25 protein-coding genes are annotated in these 15,260 nt (G+C 37.1%); all 25 read left to right on the top strand.

The genetic code is table 11. From position 1 onward, the window contains the following. The first annotated feature begins 1 nt into the window (after nt 1). The 25 genes from KM029_RS10510 (at nt 2) to carA (ending at nt 15,213) form a co-directional block, all read left to right on the top strand. Complete coding sequence (locus KM029_RS10510) at nt 2–1,399, top strand: hypothetical protein (RefSeq protein ID WP_144073246.1); 1,398 nt, start codon at nt 2–4, stop codon at nt 1,397–1,399. Nucleotides 1,400–1,416: 17 nt separating this feature from the next. Then, the gene (locus KM029_RS10505) at nt 1,417–2,295 is read left to right on the top strand and encodes an SdiA-regulated domain-containing protein (RefSeq protein WP_158631027.1); all 879 of its coding nucleotides are present in this window, start codon (nt 1,417–1,419) and stop codon (nt 2,293–2,295) included. Nucleotides 2,296–2,648: 353 nt separating this feature from the next. Beyond that, nucleotides 2,649–3,074, top strand: a complete 426-nt coding sequence (rplP, locus tag KM029_RS10500) for a 50S ribosomal protein L16 (RefSeq protein WP_044228428.1) — start codon at nt 2,649–2,651, stop codon at nt 3,072–3,074. An 8-nt stretch (nt 3,075–3,082) separates the two neighbouring features. After that, nucleotides 3,083–3,415: a 50S ribosomal protein L29 gene (rpmC, locus tag KM029_RS10495; protein WP_144073244.1), complete on the top strand. Its 333-nt coding sequence runs from the start codon at nt 3,083–3,085 to the stop codon at nt 3,413–3,415. Nucleotides 3,416–3,426: 11 nt separating this feature from the next. Beyond that, nucleotides 3,427–3,681 (top strand): 30S ribosomal protein S17, encoded by a 255-nt coding sequence (rpsQ, locus tag KM029_RS10490; protein ID WP_126610608.1) that lies wholly within the window; start codon nt 3,427–3,429, stop codon nt 3,679–3,681. A 71-nt stretch (nt 3,682–3,752) separates the two neighbouring features. Continuing rightward, on the top strand, nt 3,753–4,121 hold the full coding sequence (gene rplN, locus KM029_RS10485) for a 50S ribosomal protein L14 (RefSeq protein WP_126610609.1): 369 nt from the start codon (nt 3,753–3,755) through the stop codon (nt 4,119–4,121). 5 nt (nt 4,122–4,126) lie between these two features. After that, a complete protein-coding gene (gene rplX, locus KM029_RS10480) occupies nt 4,127–4,450 on the top strand; it encodes a 50S ribosomal protein L24 (protein ID WP_144073243.1) in 324 nt (107 codons plus the stop codon). After that, complete coding sequence (rplE, locus tag KM029_RS10475; protein WP_144073242.1) at nt 4,450–4,998, top strand: 50S ribosomal protein L5; 549 nt, start codon at nt 4,450–4,452, stop codon at nt 4,996–4,998. The genes rplX and rplE overlap by 1 nt, the downstream gene beginning before the upstream one ends. 15 nt (nt 4,999–5,013) lie before the next feature. Next, nucleotides 5,014–5,283, top strand: a complete 270-nt coding sequence (rpsN, locus tag KM029_RS10470) for a 30S ribosomal protein S14 (RefSeq protein WP_126610612.1) — start codon at nt 5,014–5,016, stop codon at nt 5,281–5,283. Nucleotides 5,284–5,342: 59 nt separating this feature from the next. Continuing rightward, the gene (gene rpsH / locus KM029_RS10465; RefSeq protein ID WP_317130465.1) at nt 5,343–5,741 is read left to right on the top strand and encodes a 30S ribosomal protein S8; all 399 of its coding nucleotides are present in this window, start codon (nt 5,343–5,345) and stop codon (nt 5,739–5,741) included. A gap of 85 nt (nt 5,742–5,826) precedes the next feature. Next, complete coding sequence (gene rplF / locus KM029_RS10460; protein WP_144073240.1) at nt 5,827–6,384, top strand: 50S ribosomal protein L6; 558 nt, start codon at nt 5,827–5,829, stop codon at nt 6,382–6,384. A 5-nt stretch (nt 6,385–6,389) separates the two neighbouring features. Then, nucleotides 6,390–6,743, top strand: a complete 354-nt coding sequence (gene rplR, locus KM029_RS10455; protein ID WP_126610615.1) for a 50S ribosomal protein L18 — start codon at nt 6,390–6,392, stop codon at nt 6,741–6,743. A gap of 13 nt (nt 6,744–6,756) precedes the next feature. Then, on the top strand, nt 6,757–7,272 hold the full coding sequence (gene rpsE / locus KM029_RS10450; protein ID WP_144073239.1) for a 30S ribosomal protein S5: 516 nt from the start codon (nt 6,757–6,759) through the stop codon (nt 7,270–7,272). 19 nt (nt 7,273–7,291) lie between these two features. Then, nucleotides 7,292–7,471 (top strand): 50S ribosomal protein L30, encoded by a 180-nt coding sequence (gene rpmD / locus KM029_RS10445; protein WP_126610617.1) that lies wholly within the window; start codon nt 7,292–7,294, stop codon nt 7,469–7,471. 59 nt (nt 7,472–7,530) lie between these two features. Continuing rightward, nucleotides 7,531–7,980 (top strand): 50S ribosomal protein L15, encoded by a 450-nt coding sequence (rplO, locus tag KM029_RS10440; protein WP_144073238.1) that lies wholly within the window; start codon nt 7,531–7,533, stop codon nt 7,978–7,980. A gap of 6 nt (nt 7,981–7,986) precedes the next feature. Then, nucleotides 7,987–9,309, top strand: coding sequence for a preprotein translocase subunit SecY (secY, locus tag KM029_RS10435; RefSeq protein ID WP_126610619.1), 1,323 nt, complete (start codon nt 7,987–7,989; stop codon nt 9,307–9,309). Beyond that, complete coding sequence (map, locus tag KM029_RS10430; protein ID WP_144073237.1) at nt 9,309–10,082, top strand: type I methionyl aminopeptidase; 774 nt, start codon at nt 9,309–9,311, stop codon at nt 10,080–10,082. Before secY ends, map begins: the two co-directional genes overlap by 1 nt. 12 nt (nt 10,083–10,094) lie before the next feature. Beyond that, complete coding sequence (infA, locus tag KM029_RS10425) at nt 10,095–10,313, top strand: translation initiation factor IF-1 (protein WP_126610621.1); 219 nt, start codon at nt 10,095–10,097, stop codon at nt 10,311–10,313. A gap of 225 nt (nt 10,314–10,538) precedes the next feature. Continuing rightward, the gene (gene rpmJ / locus KM029_RS10420; protein ID WP_126610622.1) at nt 10,539–10,655 is read left to right on the top strand and encodes a 50S ribosomal protein L36; all 117 of its coding nucleotides are present in this window, start codon (nt 10,539–10,541) and stop codon (nt 10,653–10,655) included. Nucleotides 10,656–10,715: 60 nt separating this feature from the next. Beyond that, nucleotides 10,716–11,084, top strand: a complete 369-nt coding sequence (gene rpsM, locus KM029_RS10415; RefSeq protein WP_126610623.1) for a 30S ribosomal protein S13 — start codon at nt 10,716–10,718, stop codon at nt 11,082–11,084. 35 nt (nt 11,085–11,119) lie between these two features. Beyond that, the gene (rpsK, locus tag KM029_RS10410; protein ID WP_044228387.1) at nt 11,120–11,515 is read left to right on the top strand and encodes a 30S ribosomal protein S11; all 396 of its coding nucleotides are present in this window, start codon (nt 11,120–11,122) and stop codon (nt 11,513–11,515) included. 135 nt (nt 11,516–11,650) lie between these two features. Then, nucleotides 11,651–12,256 (top strand): 30S ribosomal protein S4, encoded by a 606-nt coding sequence (rpsD, locus tag KM029_RS10405; protein WP_144073236.1) that lies wholly within the window; start codon nt 11,651–11,653, stop codon nt 12,254–12,256. 98 nt (nt 12,257–12,354) lie between these two features. Beyond that, a complete protein-coding gene (locus KM029_RS10400) occupies nt 12,355–13,350 on the top strand; it encodes a DNA-directed RNA polymerase subunit alpha (RefSeq protein WP_144073235.1) in 996 nt (331 codons plus the stop codon). A 157-nt stretch (nt 13,351–13,507) separates the two neighbouring features. Beyond that, nucleotides 13,508–13,978 carry a 50S ribosomal protein L17 gene (rplQ, locus tag KM029_RS10395; RefSeq protein WP_144073234.1) on the top strand — a complete coding sequence of 157 codons (471 nt, stop codon included), beginning with the start codon at nt 13,508–13,510 and terminating at the stop codon, nt 13,976–13,978. A 140-nt stretch (nt 13,979–14,118) separates the two neighbouring features. Beyond that, the gene (carA, locus tag KM029_RS10390) at nt 14,119–15,213 is read left to right on the top strand and encodes a glutamine-hydrolyzing carbamoyl-phosphate synthase small subunit (RefSeq protein ID WP_144073233.1); all 1,095 of its coding nucleotides are present in this window, start codon (nt 14,119–14,121) and stop codon (nt 15,211–15,213) included. The last annotated feature ends 47 nt before the right edge of the window (nt 15,214–15,260 follow it).

Below are 15,260 nucleotides of genomic sequence, written 5' to 3'. Positions count from 1 at the left end.
ATTGAAGCTTAACTATCTAATTATAACGGCACTATTTGGGGTATTATTTTCATTTTCTTCATGTGAACCAACAGATGAGGTTTTATCAACAGACCCTAGTATTTCTCTTATTTTTTCTCAAGATACTGTGTTTTTCGATACACTTTATACATCAAAGGAAGATGAGAATATTGATATGAGTAGTATTGCTCAGAGGTTTACGGTGTATAATCCAAGCAGTAATGCTGTAAATATTTCAGAAATATCACTAAATGATCCTAATGATGTGTATTCATTGTTAATAAACGGAGATGCGTCAAGTTCAGTTGATAATACTTTTCTGAGAGGTGGAGATAGTATGATTATAGTTGCTGAAGCTAATATTCCGTATGAAAATCAAACAACAATTCGTGAATTTAATGCAGATGTTAATCTTTTTACTAATGGTAATAAACAAAGTGTTATTTTAAATGCTTTTGGAGAAGATCCATATTATGTAGCAGGAGGAAATGTAGTTATCGGTGATGTAGTTTGGGACCCTGGTAGGACCTACCTTTTGATCGATTCTTTGTATATAACAGAAGGTTCGTCTCTAACTATTAATGCAGGATCAAAATTAGTTTTTGATAATGCTGCAAAGATTCAAGTTAGTGGTTCACTTCAGTTACTTGGCACACCTCAAGATACGATACGTTTAGAAAGTAAAAGATTAGATGGAAAATATGAGAATTCTCCTGGTCAATGGGGTGGTGTTATATTTGACTCATTGAGTAATAATAATAAGATTTATGGCTCTCATATAAAAAATTCAACGTATGGCCTTTATATATATCATCCAGATAACGATGATGTTATTGATTTAGATATCCAAAATTCAACAATCGAAAATGTGTCTTTAGTGGGGGTCTCTTCAATAAAAGCTGATGTTAGAATTGTAAATACTATTATTAGTCATACAGTGAGTTACGCATTTGCCCAAGCATCAGGAGGAGTTTGTGAGTTTCTTTATAATACTATTGTTAATGAAAACACAGGCTACTATAGAGATGTCCCATCAGTTGCTTTTGAATCTATACTAGATGATAAACAGGGAAATGAAGAAATAAAACTGACTTGTACCAATAATATTGTTTGGGGTAGTTTATCAAATGAGTTTAACGTTTCAAATGGTGTCTCAATAACTAATTTAACCAATAATATAATTAAGACAACGTCTGATGATTATTCAGAAAATAACATCTTAAATCAAGATCCATACTTTAGATATCCATATTCTTATAATTTCACTTTAGCAGATGATAGTCCAGCTAGAGGGAAAGCAGTTAATATACCTAATATAACAATTGATCAAATTGGAAACCCACGTACAACAACTCCAGATATAGGAGCTTTACAATGGGTAGAAGAATTGAAAGAATAAATTCAATAAATAGACTCGTGAAAAACTTCATTATTTTAACTTTACTAGTTTTTGGGTACGTATCATCTTATGCTCAAAAAACAACTGAATTAGAGCTAATTACATTAAAACAATTATTTGAATATACTGATAGATATGATCTTAGTGGGATATCTCATTATAAAGATTCAATATTCGTTATTGCAGATAAAAAAGACAATCCTTTTATTTATCAAGTAAATTGGGCAGCAAAACATTTTACAGTTTCGCCTATTGCAGAACTGTCATTTAAAGGGGGAATTGATCTTGAAGGTATAGCTATAGGTGGAGATATTGCTTATTTAATTAATGAACATGATAATGAAGTATATAGCTATAATCTAAAATCAAGGAAAATAAATAAGCTATTAATTAATTGGGGCGCTTTAGCTTCACCAAAAAAAGATTGGCTTCATAATGCAGGTTTTGAAGGTGTTGCGATTGATTTTGATAAAGGTGTGTTGTATTTAGCTAAAGAAAGACAACCTAAATTAATTTTAAAAGTTGATCTAGCTGCCTTAGAAATTATTGAGACTTTTATAACATCCAATAAGTGTAGTAATGATTATGCTGACTTATATTTTTATGAAGGTTATCTATATGCCTTAGAAAGAAATGGCATGTGTATTATTAAAATAGACCCAGATACACATAAAGAATTAAAGCATTATAGTTTTAAAAAATCTGTTAGTAATAAAGGACAACGGTTATATGAACCTGCTAAATATGGTATGGCAGAAGCGTTAATGATTAAAAATGATGAAATTTGGATTGGTTTTGATAATAATGGAGTCTCTGTTTCGGAATTTGGAAAAAGTAAATATGGCTTATCGGGTTCTGCACCAGTATTACTGCAATTTAAACTGCCAAGTAAATAGAGTATGTCTAAATGTTTGTCAATAAAACTAACTATTCAATCTAGAATTCAGTTGATTAATACGAAAACGTACATAAATAAGTATGGAATTGTAAAAGATATTTAATTAAGTACTTTTTTTTGCTAACTACTTGTTTTACAAAAAAAAGTGTGATACTTTTGCAGTCCAAACCTCGGGAAACTACGTTTATTTATAGACATGAGCGAAAGTCCTAAACTACTTTGTAATAAGAAATATTAATTCTGTTATACAGGAATTTAGCCATTCGAGCTTAAGTATTCCGAGATGTTTGTGCACTTAGACATAAGAAATCACAGGAAGTTCCTGTGTGTGGGTAAATAACAGAATCAACAATGTTACAGCCAAAGAGAGTCAAGTTCAGAAAGAGACAGAAAGAAAGAAGCAGAAGCCATGGTGTTGCACAACGCGGCCATAGCATCTCTTTTGGTAGCTTCGGTCTAAAGGCACTTGAAGGTGGTTGGATCACTGCTCGTCAAATTGAGGCATCTCGTATTGCGATGACTCGTGCGATGAAACGTGAAGGTCAGGTATGGATTAGAATCTTCCCTGATAAGCCAGTTACATCAAAGCCAGCCGAAGTACGTATGGGTAAGGGTAAAGGTGCCCCTGCTTATTGGGTTGCTCCAGTGAAAGCCGGAACAATCTTGTTCGAATCTGATGGAGTATCAATTGAAAGAGCACAGGAGTCAATGAGATTGGCTGCCCAAAAGCTCCCAATCAAAGTGAAGTTTGTGGTCAGACCAGACTACGTTGGATAAGCTGAGAGATGAAAACAAAAGATCTAAAGGAACAGGTGAAAGGCATGTCTTCAGAAGAGCTTGCAGAGAACGTTAAAACTTCTCAAAAGCAATTAGAAGATCTTGCTTATGCTCATGCAGTTTCACCATTGGAGAACCCAATGCAATTAGGATCACTTAGAAAGCAAGTAGCACGTCTTAAGACTGAGTTACACGCTAGAGTGACTGTTGAATTGGAGGAAAAGGTTAAAGCGGAAAACGTTACTCGTGAAACATCGGTAGAATTCTTGCAAAAGAATACGTTTTTAGCACCTGTAAACAAGAAGATGGTTTTAAGAGCTATCGAGAAAGTTAACAACTAAGATACCTGACAATGGAAAGAAATTTCAGAAAGCAACGTACCGGAGTAGTTGTAAGCGACAAAATGGACAAGTCGATCACGGTGGTAGTGGAAACACGTCAAAAACACCCGATGTACGGTAAGTATATCAAGAAGACGAAGAAATTTATGGCGCACGACGAAGGTAACACTGCCGGTATCGGAGATACCGTAAGAATCATGGAGACGCGCCCATTGAGCGCGCGTAAACGTTGGAGATTGGTGGAGGTAGTAGAAAAAGCGAAGTAATTCATTTTTCTAACCACCAAAAATTAAAATTTTACAATCACCAAGTAAAGAATCCTTAATAGGATAGGACAATGATACAACAGGAATCAAGACTGTCAGTAGCAGATAACTCAGGCGCAAAAGAGGTACTTTGTATCCGCGTATTGGGTGGTACACGTAAGCGTTACGCTAGCGTGGGCGACAAAATTGTCGTTTCTGTGAAATCAGCTATCCCTTCTTCAAATGTAAAGAAAGGGACTGTATCTAAAGCGGTTGTTGTAAGAACTAAAAAAGAAGTTCGTAGAAAGGACGGTTCTTACATTCGTTTCGAAGACAATGCAGCAGTTTTATTAACTGCTACAGATGAGCCAAGAGGTACTCGTATCTTCGGACCAGTCGCAAGAGAGCTTCGTGAGAAGCAATTTATGAAAATCGTTTCGTTAGCACCTGAGGTACTCTAAGAGTTATGAATAGAAAATTCCATATCAAACAAGGCGACAAAGTAGCGATCATCTCTGGTAACCATAAAGGTACAGAAGGTGTAGTACTTGCTGTCGATCGTGAGAAGGAGCGTGCCACTGTTGAAGGAGTGAATATGGTTACCAAACACATCAAACCAACTGCTGAAAAGCCAGAAGGTGGAGTGAAAAAAATGGAAGCACCAATTCACGTCTCTAACATCATGTTAATCGATCCTGAAACGGGTAAATCAACTCGCGTAGGTCGTAAGCTAGACGAAAACGGTAAGTTGAAAAGATATTCTAAGAACACTGGAAAATTTATCGACTAATGGCTACAGCGACAAGATTAAAGGACAAATACCAGGCGGAAATCGTTCCAGCATTAAAGGAACGTTTCAATTACAAGTCTGTAATGCAAGTTCCAAAATTGGAAAAGATTATCATCAACCGTGGTGTTGGTGAGGCAGTTGCAGACAAAAAGCTCGTAGATGTTGCAGTAGAAGAATTAACTACTATTGCAGGTCAAAAAGCAGTTCCAACGATGTCAAAGAAATCAATCTCGAACTTCAAATTACGTGAGGATATGCCAATTGGCGCTCGTGTAACTTTAAGAGGTGACAGAATGTATCAATTCTTAGATCGTTTGATCACAATTGCTATTCCTCGTGAGCGTGACTTCCAAGGTATCAAAGATAAATTGGATGGTCGTGGTAACTACACTTTAGGTGTGAAGGAGCAGATCATTTTCCCTGAGATCAAACTTGATCAAGTGAAAAAAGTAACAGGTATGGACATTACGTTCACTACTTCTGCTAAATCTGATGAGGAAGCTTACGAGCTACTCAAGTTATTTGGAATGCCTTTTAAGAAAAAGTAGTAAACACGAGAAACTATGGCAAGAGAAGCGATAAAAGCGAGAGAGCGTAAGCGTGAAAGACTTGTGGCAAAGTTCGCAGACAAGCGCAAAGCTCTAAAAGAAGCAGGTGATTGGGAAGGTTTAGATAAACTTCCTAAAAACTCTTCACCAGTACGTTTACACAATCGTTGTAAATTAACTGGACGTCCAAAAGGTTACATGCGTAAATTTGGTATCTCACGTGTTACTTTCCGTGAGATGGCATCAGCAGGTAAAATCCCAGGCGTTACAAAATCGAGCTGGTAATTAAAATTTAGGAACCTACGGCACTATATGTGCTGTAAAAATATTTGCAAGCAATGGCAATGACAGATCCTATAGCAGACTACCTTACGAGACTTAGAAATGCGATTAGCGCAAACAAGCGCATCGTAGAAGTTCCTGCTTCGAAAATTAAGAAGCAAATGACTAAGGTACTGCATGAGAAAGGCTTCGTTCAAGGCTACAAGTTCGAGGATGGTGTAAATACTCAAGGTGTGATCAAAATCGCATTAAAGTATCATCCTGTAACTAAGCAACCTGCGGTAGTTGATTTGGAACGTGTATCACGTCCAGGTCTCCGTAAGTATGCTAACGCTAAGAGCATGCCGCGTGTACTTAATGGTTTAGGTATCGCAATCCTTTCAACTTCGAAAGGTGTGATGACTGACAAAGAAGCACGTGAATTGAATGTTGGTGGCGAAGTACTTTGCTACGTTTACTAAGAGTAAAAGAATACTTTTAACAATAATGGCTGACCGCTCTTCAATACATTTGTATTTCGAAGACTTAAGCCTTAATTAGAAAACCATGTCAAGAATTGGTAAAAAACCTGTAACTATTCCTTCAGGTGTTGAAATTTCAGTTACTGATGCTAACGTATTAGTAGTGAAAGGACAGAAAGGAGAGTTAACACAGGAAATCAACAAAGACATCAACGTTGAGATTGAAGGTTCTGAAGTACGTTTCGGACGTTCTTCAGATCATAAAGACCACCGCTCTTTGCACGGTCTTTATAGAGCTTTAACTCAAAACATGGTGATTGGTGTATCTGAAGGATACAAAAAATCATTAGAGTTAGTTGGTGTTGGTTTTAAAGCATCGGTACAAGGTCAATTATTAGACCTTGATCTTGGTTATTCACACCGAATCCTTTTCCAAGTTCCAGCGGAAATTAAGGTGAGTGCTGAAACAGTAAAAGGTCAACCGCCTGTAGTACACATCGAAGGTGTGGACAAGCAATTGGTTGGACAAGTAGCTGCAAAAGTTCGCTCATTCAGAAAGCCAGAACCATATAAAGGTAAAGGCGTGAAGTATGTTGGTGAAGAGATTAGAAGAAAAGCAGGTAAAGCTGCTGGTAAAAAATAACAAGTATGGCCACTAAGAAAGATCTGAGAAGACTGAGAATCAAAAGGGGCATTCGTAAGAAGGTTTCTGGTACACCAGAACGTCCTAGACTCTCTGTATATAAGAGTAATACTGCAATTTATGTGCAGTTGATCGACGACCTAAACGGCCGTACTGTTGCTGCTATAAGCTCTCGTGAGATTAATGCTGAAAGCAAATCTACGAACATAGCTTTGGCTTCAGAAGTAGGCAAAAAGGTTGCTGAAAAAGCTACTGCTGCTGGTATTTCTACGGTTGTTTTTGACCGTAACGGTTACCTTTACCACGGTAAAGTGAAAGCGTTAGCAGAAGGTGCTAGAGAAGGTGGTTTGAAATTCTAAAGAGTTGTCAGAAATGAAACAGAACGTAACAAAAGTAAAATCAGCCGATCTAGAGCTTACAGAAAAAGTTGTTGCTATCAAGCGTGTAGCTAAGGTAGTAAAAGGCGGTAGACGCTTCAGCTTTTCTGCAATCGTAGTTGTAGGTAACGGTGATGGTGTTGCAGGTTATGGTTTGGGTAAAGCCAACGAGGTAACTGACGCAATTACTAAAGGCATCGACGACGCTAAAAAGAACTTGATGAAGGTTCCAGTATTGAAAGGTACTGTTCCACACCCTCAAAAAGGTAAATTCGGCGGCGGACGTGTTCTTATCAAACCTGCTTCTGCAGGTACTGGTGTTATCGCAGGTGGTGCGATGCGTGCAGTACTAGAATCAGCAGGTGTTCACGACGTATTGGCAAAGTCACAAGGTTCTTCTAACCCACATAACGTGGTTAAAGCAACTTTTGATGCACTACTTAAATTGCGTGATCCACGCATGGTAGCTGACCAACGCGGAGTGAAATTGAGCAAAGTTTTTAACGGCTAATCAATAAATTTAATCTGTTATGGCAAAGATCCGTATTACTCAGGTTAGATCGTTGATCGGTCGTCCTGAAAGACAAAAACGCACAATTAAAGCGCTTGGTCTAGGAAAAATCAACAAATCTGTGGAAAAGGAAGCTAATCCTCAGATCCTTGGCATGGTTAAGGCTGTTGATCACCTAATCAGCGTGGAAGAGTTGTAAATTCTTTGTACTTTTGCACAAGGCATTAGTACTTTAAAGGTATTAATTGGGAAACAGTCATGAAACTGCATACACTAAGTCCTGCGAAAGGTGGAAAAGTTCGCCAAAATAAGCGCGTAGGTCGTGGACAAGGTTCTGGTCGTGGAGGCACGTCAACACGTGGTCACAAAGGAGCTAAGTCTCGTTCTGGTTATAGCCAGAAGTTTGGCTTCGAAGGAGGTCAAATGCCATTACAACGTCGCGTACCTAAATTCGGGTTCAACTCTCCTTTTAGAGTTGAATATAAAGCAATCAACTTGGATCGTATCCAAAAGATCGCTGACGAAAAAGGCGTAACAACTTTCGCATTTGAGACATTCGTGGAGTTAGGTATTATTTCTAAGAATGATAAAGTTAAAATTCTTGGAACTGGTGCACTAACTGCAACAGTAGAGATTTCGGCGAACGCTTTCTCTGCATCTGCTAAAGAGGCAATCGAAAAAGCAGGCGGAAAAGCGATTACATTGTAAGAAGCTATGAATAAGTTTGTCAAGACACTGAAGAACATTTTTTCAATCGAGGAGCTCAGAGGTAGAATTTTCTACACTCTGTGTTTCCTAGCGATTTTTAGATTGGGGTCGTATATCGTCCTTCCAGGAGTAGATCCTAGTGCACTTACTGAATCTTCAGGAGGTATGCTAGGGATGTTAAACCTATTTTTAGGTGGTGCGTTTACGCGTGCATCTATTTTTGCTCTTGGTATTATGCCTTACATTTCTGCATCCATCGTGATACAGTTATTAGGGATGGCTGTACCTTACTTTCAGCGTATGCAGAAAGAAGGAGAGTCAGGACGTAAACGCATTAACCAAATTACGCGTGTTTTGACGATCGTGATTACCCTCGCACAAGGATCTGGATATTTATATTCAACTATTCCTAACGAGGCAATCGTAATCAACCAGTCACTATTCTACCCAGCAGCCATGATTATCTTGACTGCAGGTACGGTTTTCTGTATGTGGCTTGGTGAAAAAATCACGGAGAAAGGAATTGGAAACGGTATATCAATGCTGATCATGATTGGTATTATATCGAGTTTTCCTACTGCTATTATTCAAGAATTCCAAACACAAGGTTTCAGTATCTTATTGGTTGTTGAATTAGTAGCTTTATTCTTTATCGTAATGGGAGTTGTTCTATTGAACGCTGCTGTTCGTAAAGTACCAGTGCAATATGCACGTCAGGTTGTTGGAGCTGGAGGTAAAAAGCGTACGCTTGCTACAGGTCAACGTTCATACATTCCTTTAAAAGTGAATGCTGCGAACGTTATGCCTATTATCTTTGCACAATCTCTGATGTTCCTTCCTTCATTGATCGCAGGCGTTTGGGCAGATGAAAGCGATACTGCTAGATGGGTAATGCAGAATTTCTCTGATTACACATCTTTTGCATATAACGCAACATTTGCAACAATGATTTTACTTTTCACTTACTTCTACACAGCGATCACGATAAACCCTGATCAGATGGCTGAAGATTTGAAAAGAAATAATGCATTTGTACCAAATGTCAAACCAGGTGAAGAAACTTCAGGTTTTATTAGCTGGATTCTAGATCGTATTACTTTACCTTCAGCAATTTACCTTGCGGTTGTTGCTATCTTACCTGCTTTTGCAAGTATGTTAGGTGTAAGTTCTGCTTTTTCTAGATTCTACGGTGGTACTTCACTAATTATTATGGTGGGTGTTATCTTAGATACGCTACAGCAAATTGAATCATACTTGCTAATGCAAAACTATGATTCAATGATGAAGTCTGGAAATATCAAAGGACGCCAAAACGTGGCAACAGTCTAATGGTATACTACAAGACAGAAGAAGAGATCGAATTAATGCGTATCAGTGCCGATTTACTCGGCCGTGCACATGGTGAGGTCGCAAAGAATATTAAAGAAGGGGTTAGCCTTAATACTCTTGATAAAATCGCTCATGATTTTATTAAGGATAATGGGGCTCACCCCTCATTCTTGAATTATAATGGATTTCCTGCAACATTATGTATGTCACTAAATGATGTTATTGTGCATGGTATTCCATCTGATTATGAATTGAAAAGTGGTGATGTAATATCACTTGATTGTGGAGTGTTTTTAAATGGGTTTCATTCTGATAGTGCTTATACTTATCCTGTTGGAGAAGTTGATGCAGATACAATGAAACTTTTAAAGGTTACACAAGAATCACTTCAGAAAGGTGTGGAAGCTTGTAAAATCAATAATAGAATTGGTGATGTAAGTTTTGCTGTACAGCAACATGCAGAAATGCATGGTTATGGAGTAGTTAGGGAATTGGTAGGACATGGATTAGGTAAAAACCTTCATGAAAAACCAGAAGTACCTAATTATGGGAAAAGAGGTAGAGGATTGAAAATCAAAGATGGTTTGGTGATCGCAATAGAACCTATGATTAACTTAGGAACTAGAGCAATAACACAAGATGCTGATGGATGGACAATTCGTACGAGAGATCGTAAACCTTCAGCCCATTATGAACACACAGTAGCTATCGTTGATGGTAAAACTGAAGTGTTGACAACGTTCAAGTACATTGAGGAAGTATATCCATTTTAAAGTTAATATCAAATGCCAAAACAATCAAACATTACCCAAGACGGTACGATCGTTGAGGCACTTTCTAACGCGATGTTTCGTGTGGAGTTAAAGAATGGTCACCAGGTTGTAGCACACATATCTGGTAAAATGCGTATGCATTACATTCGTATTCTCCCAGGTGACAGAGTTCGTTTGGAAATGTCTCCATATGATCTTACTAAAGGAAGAATTGTTTATAGATATAAATAATTCAAAAAAATGTCTATCTTTGCAGGCCGATGTTTAATTTTATTCATTTAGATTAACAGGCAGTAACAAAATAAGGGGATTATTCCCTCTATTTTTGCATTAAAGAAGGTAGGTTGAGTGCATGTGATGTTTTACTTATGGGTAAACTGAGCATGGATAGGCGACTTTCGAGTGCCTTGACATTTTAATCAGGGAATTTCACGTTTTCTAAAAAAAACCGGAGCAATGAAAGTCAAAGCTTCTATCAAAAAACGCAGCGCAGATGATAAAATCATCCGCCGCAATGGCAAATTGTACATTATTAACAAAAAGAATCCTAGACATAAACAACGTCAAGGATAATTTTTAGTACAATTAGCAAGTTAAAATTAAGTTTTACAAAGTAACCGTTCACAGTAAAACATGGCACGTATTGCAGGTGTTGACATACCTAATAACAAAAGAGGTGTAATTTCGTTAACTTACATCTTTGGAATTGGTAAATCGTCAGCGGCAATTATTCTTGCTGAAGCTGGAGTAAGCGAGGATAAAAAAGTCCAAGATTGGACAGACGAAGAATCACAAAAGATTCGTGAACTTATCACAGAAGGTCACAAAATCGAAGGTGAATTAAAATCTGAAATTCAGTTGAACATCAAGCGATTGATGGACATCGGATGTTACAGAGGATTACGTCACAGAAGAGGTTTGCCTGTTCGAGGTCAACATACCAAGAACAACTCACGTACTCGTAAGGGTAAGCGTAAGACTGTTGCAAACAAGAAGAAATAATTTAGTTCCTAGCTAATAGCTGAACATTAAGAATTATGGCTCAAAGAAGAAAAAACGAAAAAGCGAAGAAAAGAGTAGTTAATGTTACTCAGGAGGGAGAAGTTCATATCAAAGCTTCTTTTAACAACATTATCATCTCTTTCACCAACAAAGAAGGACAAGTTATTTCTTGGTCTTCAGCTGGTAAAATGGGCTTCAGAGGCTCAAAGAAAAACACTCCTTACGCTGCGCAACAAGCGTCATCAGATGCTGCGAAAGTAGCATTCGACCTAGGTATGCGTAAAGCTGAGGTTTTTGTAAAAGGTCCAGGATCTGGTCGTGAGGCTGCTATCCGTACCGTACAAAACTCAGGTATTGAAGTAACAATCATCAAAGATTGTACTCCACTACCTCACAATGGTTGTCGTCCTCCAAAACGTAGAAGAGTCTAAGTTTAGACCCTCTCGTTTTGAGAACAAAACCTAAGAGTGTGTTAAAAAGCAAGGGTCTGTCGTTTTAAGCCACGACAGAGATCATTGACACCTCCTGAATTTAATAAATACAGACACTCCTAAAATTCTAGAGAAATGGCTAGATATACAGGGCCTACGTCGAAGATTGCTAGAAAGTTTAATGATCCAATCTTCGGGGCATGCAAGGAACTTAAAAAGAAGGCATATCCTCCAGGACAGCATGGTAAAAACAGACGCAGAAAGCAGTCTGAATATGCTATCCAGCTTGCTGCAAAGCAAAAAGCGAAATACACTTATGGTGTATTGGAGCGCCAGTTCCGTAATATTTTTGAAAAATCTGCTAAGAAGTCAGGTATCACAGGTACTAACTTGTTACAACTTCTTGAAGCAAGATTAGATAACACAGTTTATCGTTTAGGATTTGCTCCTACTCGTCGTGCTGCTCGCCAATTGGTATCGCATAAGCATATTACTGTGAACGGTAAAGTAGTAAACATTCCTTCATATACATTGAAGTTTGGTGACGTTATTGGTGTTCGCGCTAAGTCTCAAACTAACAAAGTGATCAAGGAAGCTACTTCTGGTAAGCAACGTACAGCTTATTCTTGGTTAGAATACAATGCTGAGAATATGACTGGAAAATTCGTTCAATTCCCAGAAAGAGACGAGATTCCTGAAAATATTCAAGAGCAACTTATTGTCGAGTTGTACTCTAAGTAATATAGATCTTTGGAAAAAGCTTCTAAGTGTGCTATTTTTATCATGCTTAGGAGCTTTTCGTATAGATCTTATTAAATTATTAAAACCACAACTTTTATATGTCCATTCTTGCTTTCCAAAGACCCGATAAAGTGGTAATAGAAAAGGCTGATGATTTCACTGGTCTTTTTGAATTTAAACCACTTGAAAAAGGTTACGGTTTAACAATAGGTAACGCTCTCAGACGTATTTTGCTTTCGTCGCTAGAAGGATATGCTATCGTAGGAATTAAATTTCCGAATGTTCTTCATGAATATTCTACAATTGATGGTGTAGTAGAGGACGTAACTGAAATAATTCTGAACTTAAAACAAGTACGTTTTAAGGCGGATTCTGAGAACCCTTCTCAGAAAATCAGTGTCAATCTTAGCGGTAAAAGTGAATTTAAAGCAGGCGATATTGCTCAGTTTACTGAGGAATATAAAGTTCTTAATCCGGACTTTGTAATCTGTAATTTGGATGAGAGTGTAAATCTTCAGGTTGAATTGACTATTCAAAACGGCCGTGGATATTTATCTGCTGATGAACAAACAGAAAGTGAAGCTGACGATATTGTTGGTTTTATTCCAATTGACGCAATCTTTACTCCAATAAAAAATGTGCAATACCATATCGAAAGCCTTAGAGTTGACGATCGTACTGACTTTGAAAAATTGGTTATTGAAATTCAATCAGATGGATCTATCCATCCTGAAGAAGCGTTGAAGGGAGCTGCGAACATTTTGATTCAGCATTTCATGTTATTCTCTGATAAGAATATGATCATTGATGACATTGAAGGAGGAGAAGCAGTTGAAATAGATGATGAATACTTAAGAATGCGTAAGCTTCTTAAAACATCTCTTGCAGACCTTGAGCTTTCAGTTCGTGCATATAATTGCTTAAAAGCTGCTGATGTGAAAACATTGGGAGATTTAGCATCTTTAGAGATTTCTGACATGATGAAATTCAGAAACTTTGGTAAGAAATCTCTTACTGAGTTAGAAACATTAATGTCTGATAGAAATCTTTCATTCGGAATGGATGTTACAAAATATCGTTTAGACGAAGATTAGTAACAAAATTCTGATAGGTAACTGTTCCTTGGACACGGCAGTAACTGAAATCACCGGCAAAAAGTAAGCTACGGCTTATAGATTGTTACAAGTCCACTAATTTATTTTATAATTTGATAAAGTTCCTAATACGGCTTTATCATTAAATTTCGGTGAAATGAGACACGGTAAAAAATTCAACCACTTAGGTAGACAAAAGAAGCATAGAGAACTTATGCTTGCAAATATGGCTTGTTCTATTATTGAGCACAAGCGTATTTTTACAACAGTTGCTAAAGCGAAAGCTTTAAGAACTTATGTTGAGCCATTAGTAACAAAGGCAAAGAATGATACAATGCACTCTCGTAGAGTTGTATTCTCTTACCTTCGTGATAAAGAAGCTACAGCTGAGTTATTCTCAACAGTTCGTGATGCAATCATTGATCGTCCAGGTGGTTATACTCGTATTATCAAAACAGGTCGTCGTTTAGGTGATGGTGCTGAAATGGCAATGATCGAGTTTGTAGACTTCAACGAAGTTTATAACGTGAAAGAAACTAAGACGAAAACTCGTCGTAGTAAAAAGAAATCTACAGCTTCAGAAGCACCTGCTACTGAAACTGATAATAATGAAGAATCAGCTGAATAATTATTCTGATGATTTATCATTAAAATATAGAAAGGGAGATGATTTTTTTAATCATTTCCCTTTTTTTATGTCTATTTCTTAATAGTTCTGACTATTTTATTAAATTTGTGCAATCTGAATTAAACTAGACGTTAATAGCAATGGAGAAGAAGACGGCAATTTTAATGCTGCAAGACGGTACTACCTATAAAGGAACGGCCATCGGAGCAATTGGTACTACAACAGGTGAAATTTGTTTCAACACAAGTATGACAGGGTATCAAGAAATTTATACAGACCCTTCTTATTACGGACAAATCATTGTCAATACAGTGTCTCATATTGGTAACTATGGAACTGTTCACAATGAAAATGAGTCTGCTAAACCACAAATTAATGGGCTTGTAGTAAAAAGTTTTTCAAGTGTTTACTCAAGAAACACGGCAGAGGGATCTCTACAAGATTATTTAGAAAATGCCAACCTTGTTGGTATTGCAGATCTTGATACTAGAGAATTAGTACGTCATATCCGCCAAAAAGGTGCAATGAATGCAATTATAACTTCTGAAATTTCTGATTTAGATGAAATAAAGAAACTATTAAAAGCAACACCTAATATGGAAGGTTTAGAATTATCTTCTGTAGTTTGTACTAAAGAACCTTACAGTGTAGGTGATCCACATGCATCAGTTAAAGTAGCTGTATTAGATTTAGGAGTAAAAAAATCTATACTAGAAAACTTTACATCAAGAGGTATGTTATGCAAGGTGTTTCCATCGGATACTACTTTCGAACAAATGAAACAATGGAAACCAGATGGTTACTTCTTATCAAACGGACCTGGTGATCCAGCTGTTATGAATCACGCTGTAGAAACTGCTAAACAAATTTTAGAGGCTGATAAACCTTTATTCGGTATTTGTTTAGGACATCAAATTATTTCTAGAGCTGTAGGTTTAACTACTTACAAAATGCATCATGGACATAGAGGTGCTAACCATCCTGTAAAGAATTTAGTTTCAGGAAGATCTGAAATAACTTCTCAAAACCATGGTTTTGCAGTTGATATGGATAGTATTAAGAAAAATGATAAAATCGAACTTACTCACATCAATTTAAATGATGAGACAGTAGAAGGAATTAAGGTATTAGGTAAGAAAGCATTTTCTGTTCAATACCACCCAGAAGCTTCTCCTGGACCAAATGATTCTAGATATCTGTTTACAAGATTCTTAGAGTTAATTCAAGGCAAATAATATATTCAGTGCAGAGATTCTCTGAATTGATATAGAAATAAATAAAA

The organism is Flammeovirga kamogawensis (genome assembly GCF_018736065.1).
Taxonomy (GTDB): domain Bacteria; phylum Bacteroidota; class Bacteroidia; order Cytophagales; family Flammeovirgaceae; genus Flammeovirga; species Flammeovirga kamogawensis.
The sequence above is the reverse complement of the archived record's forward strand: the minus strand, read 5'-3'. Positions and strand labels throughout refer to the sequence as shown.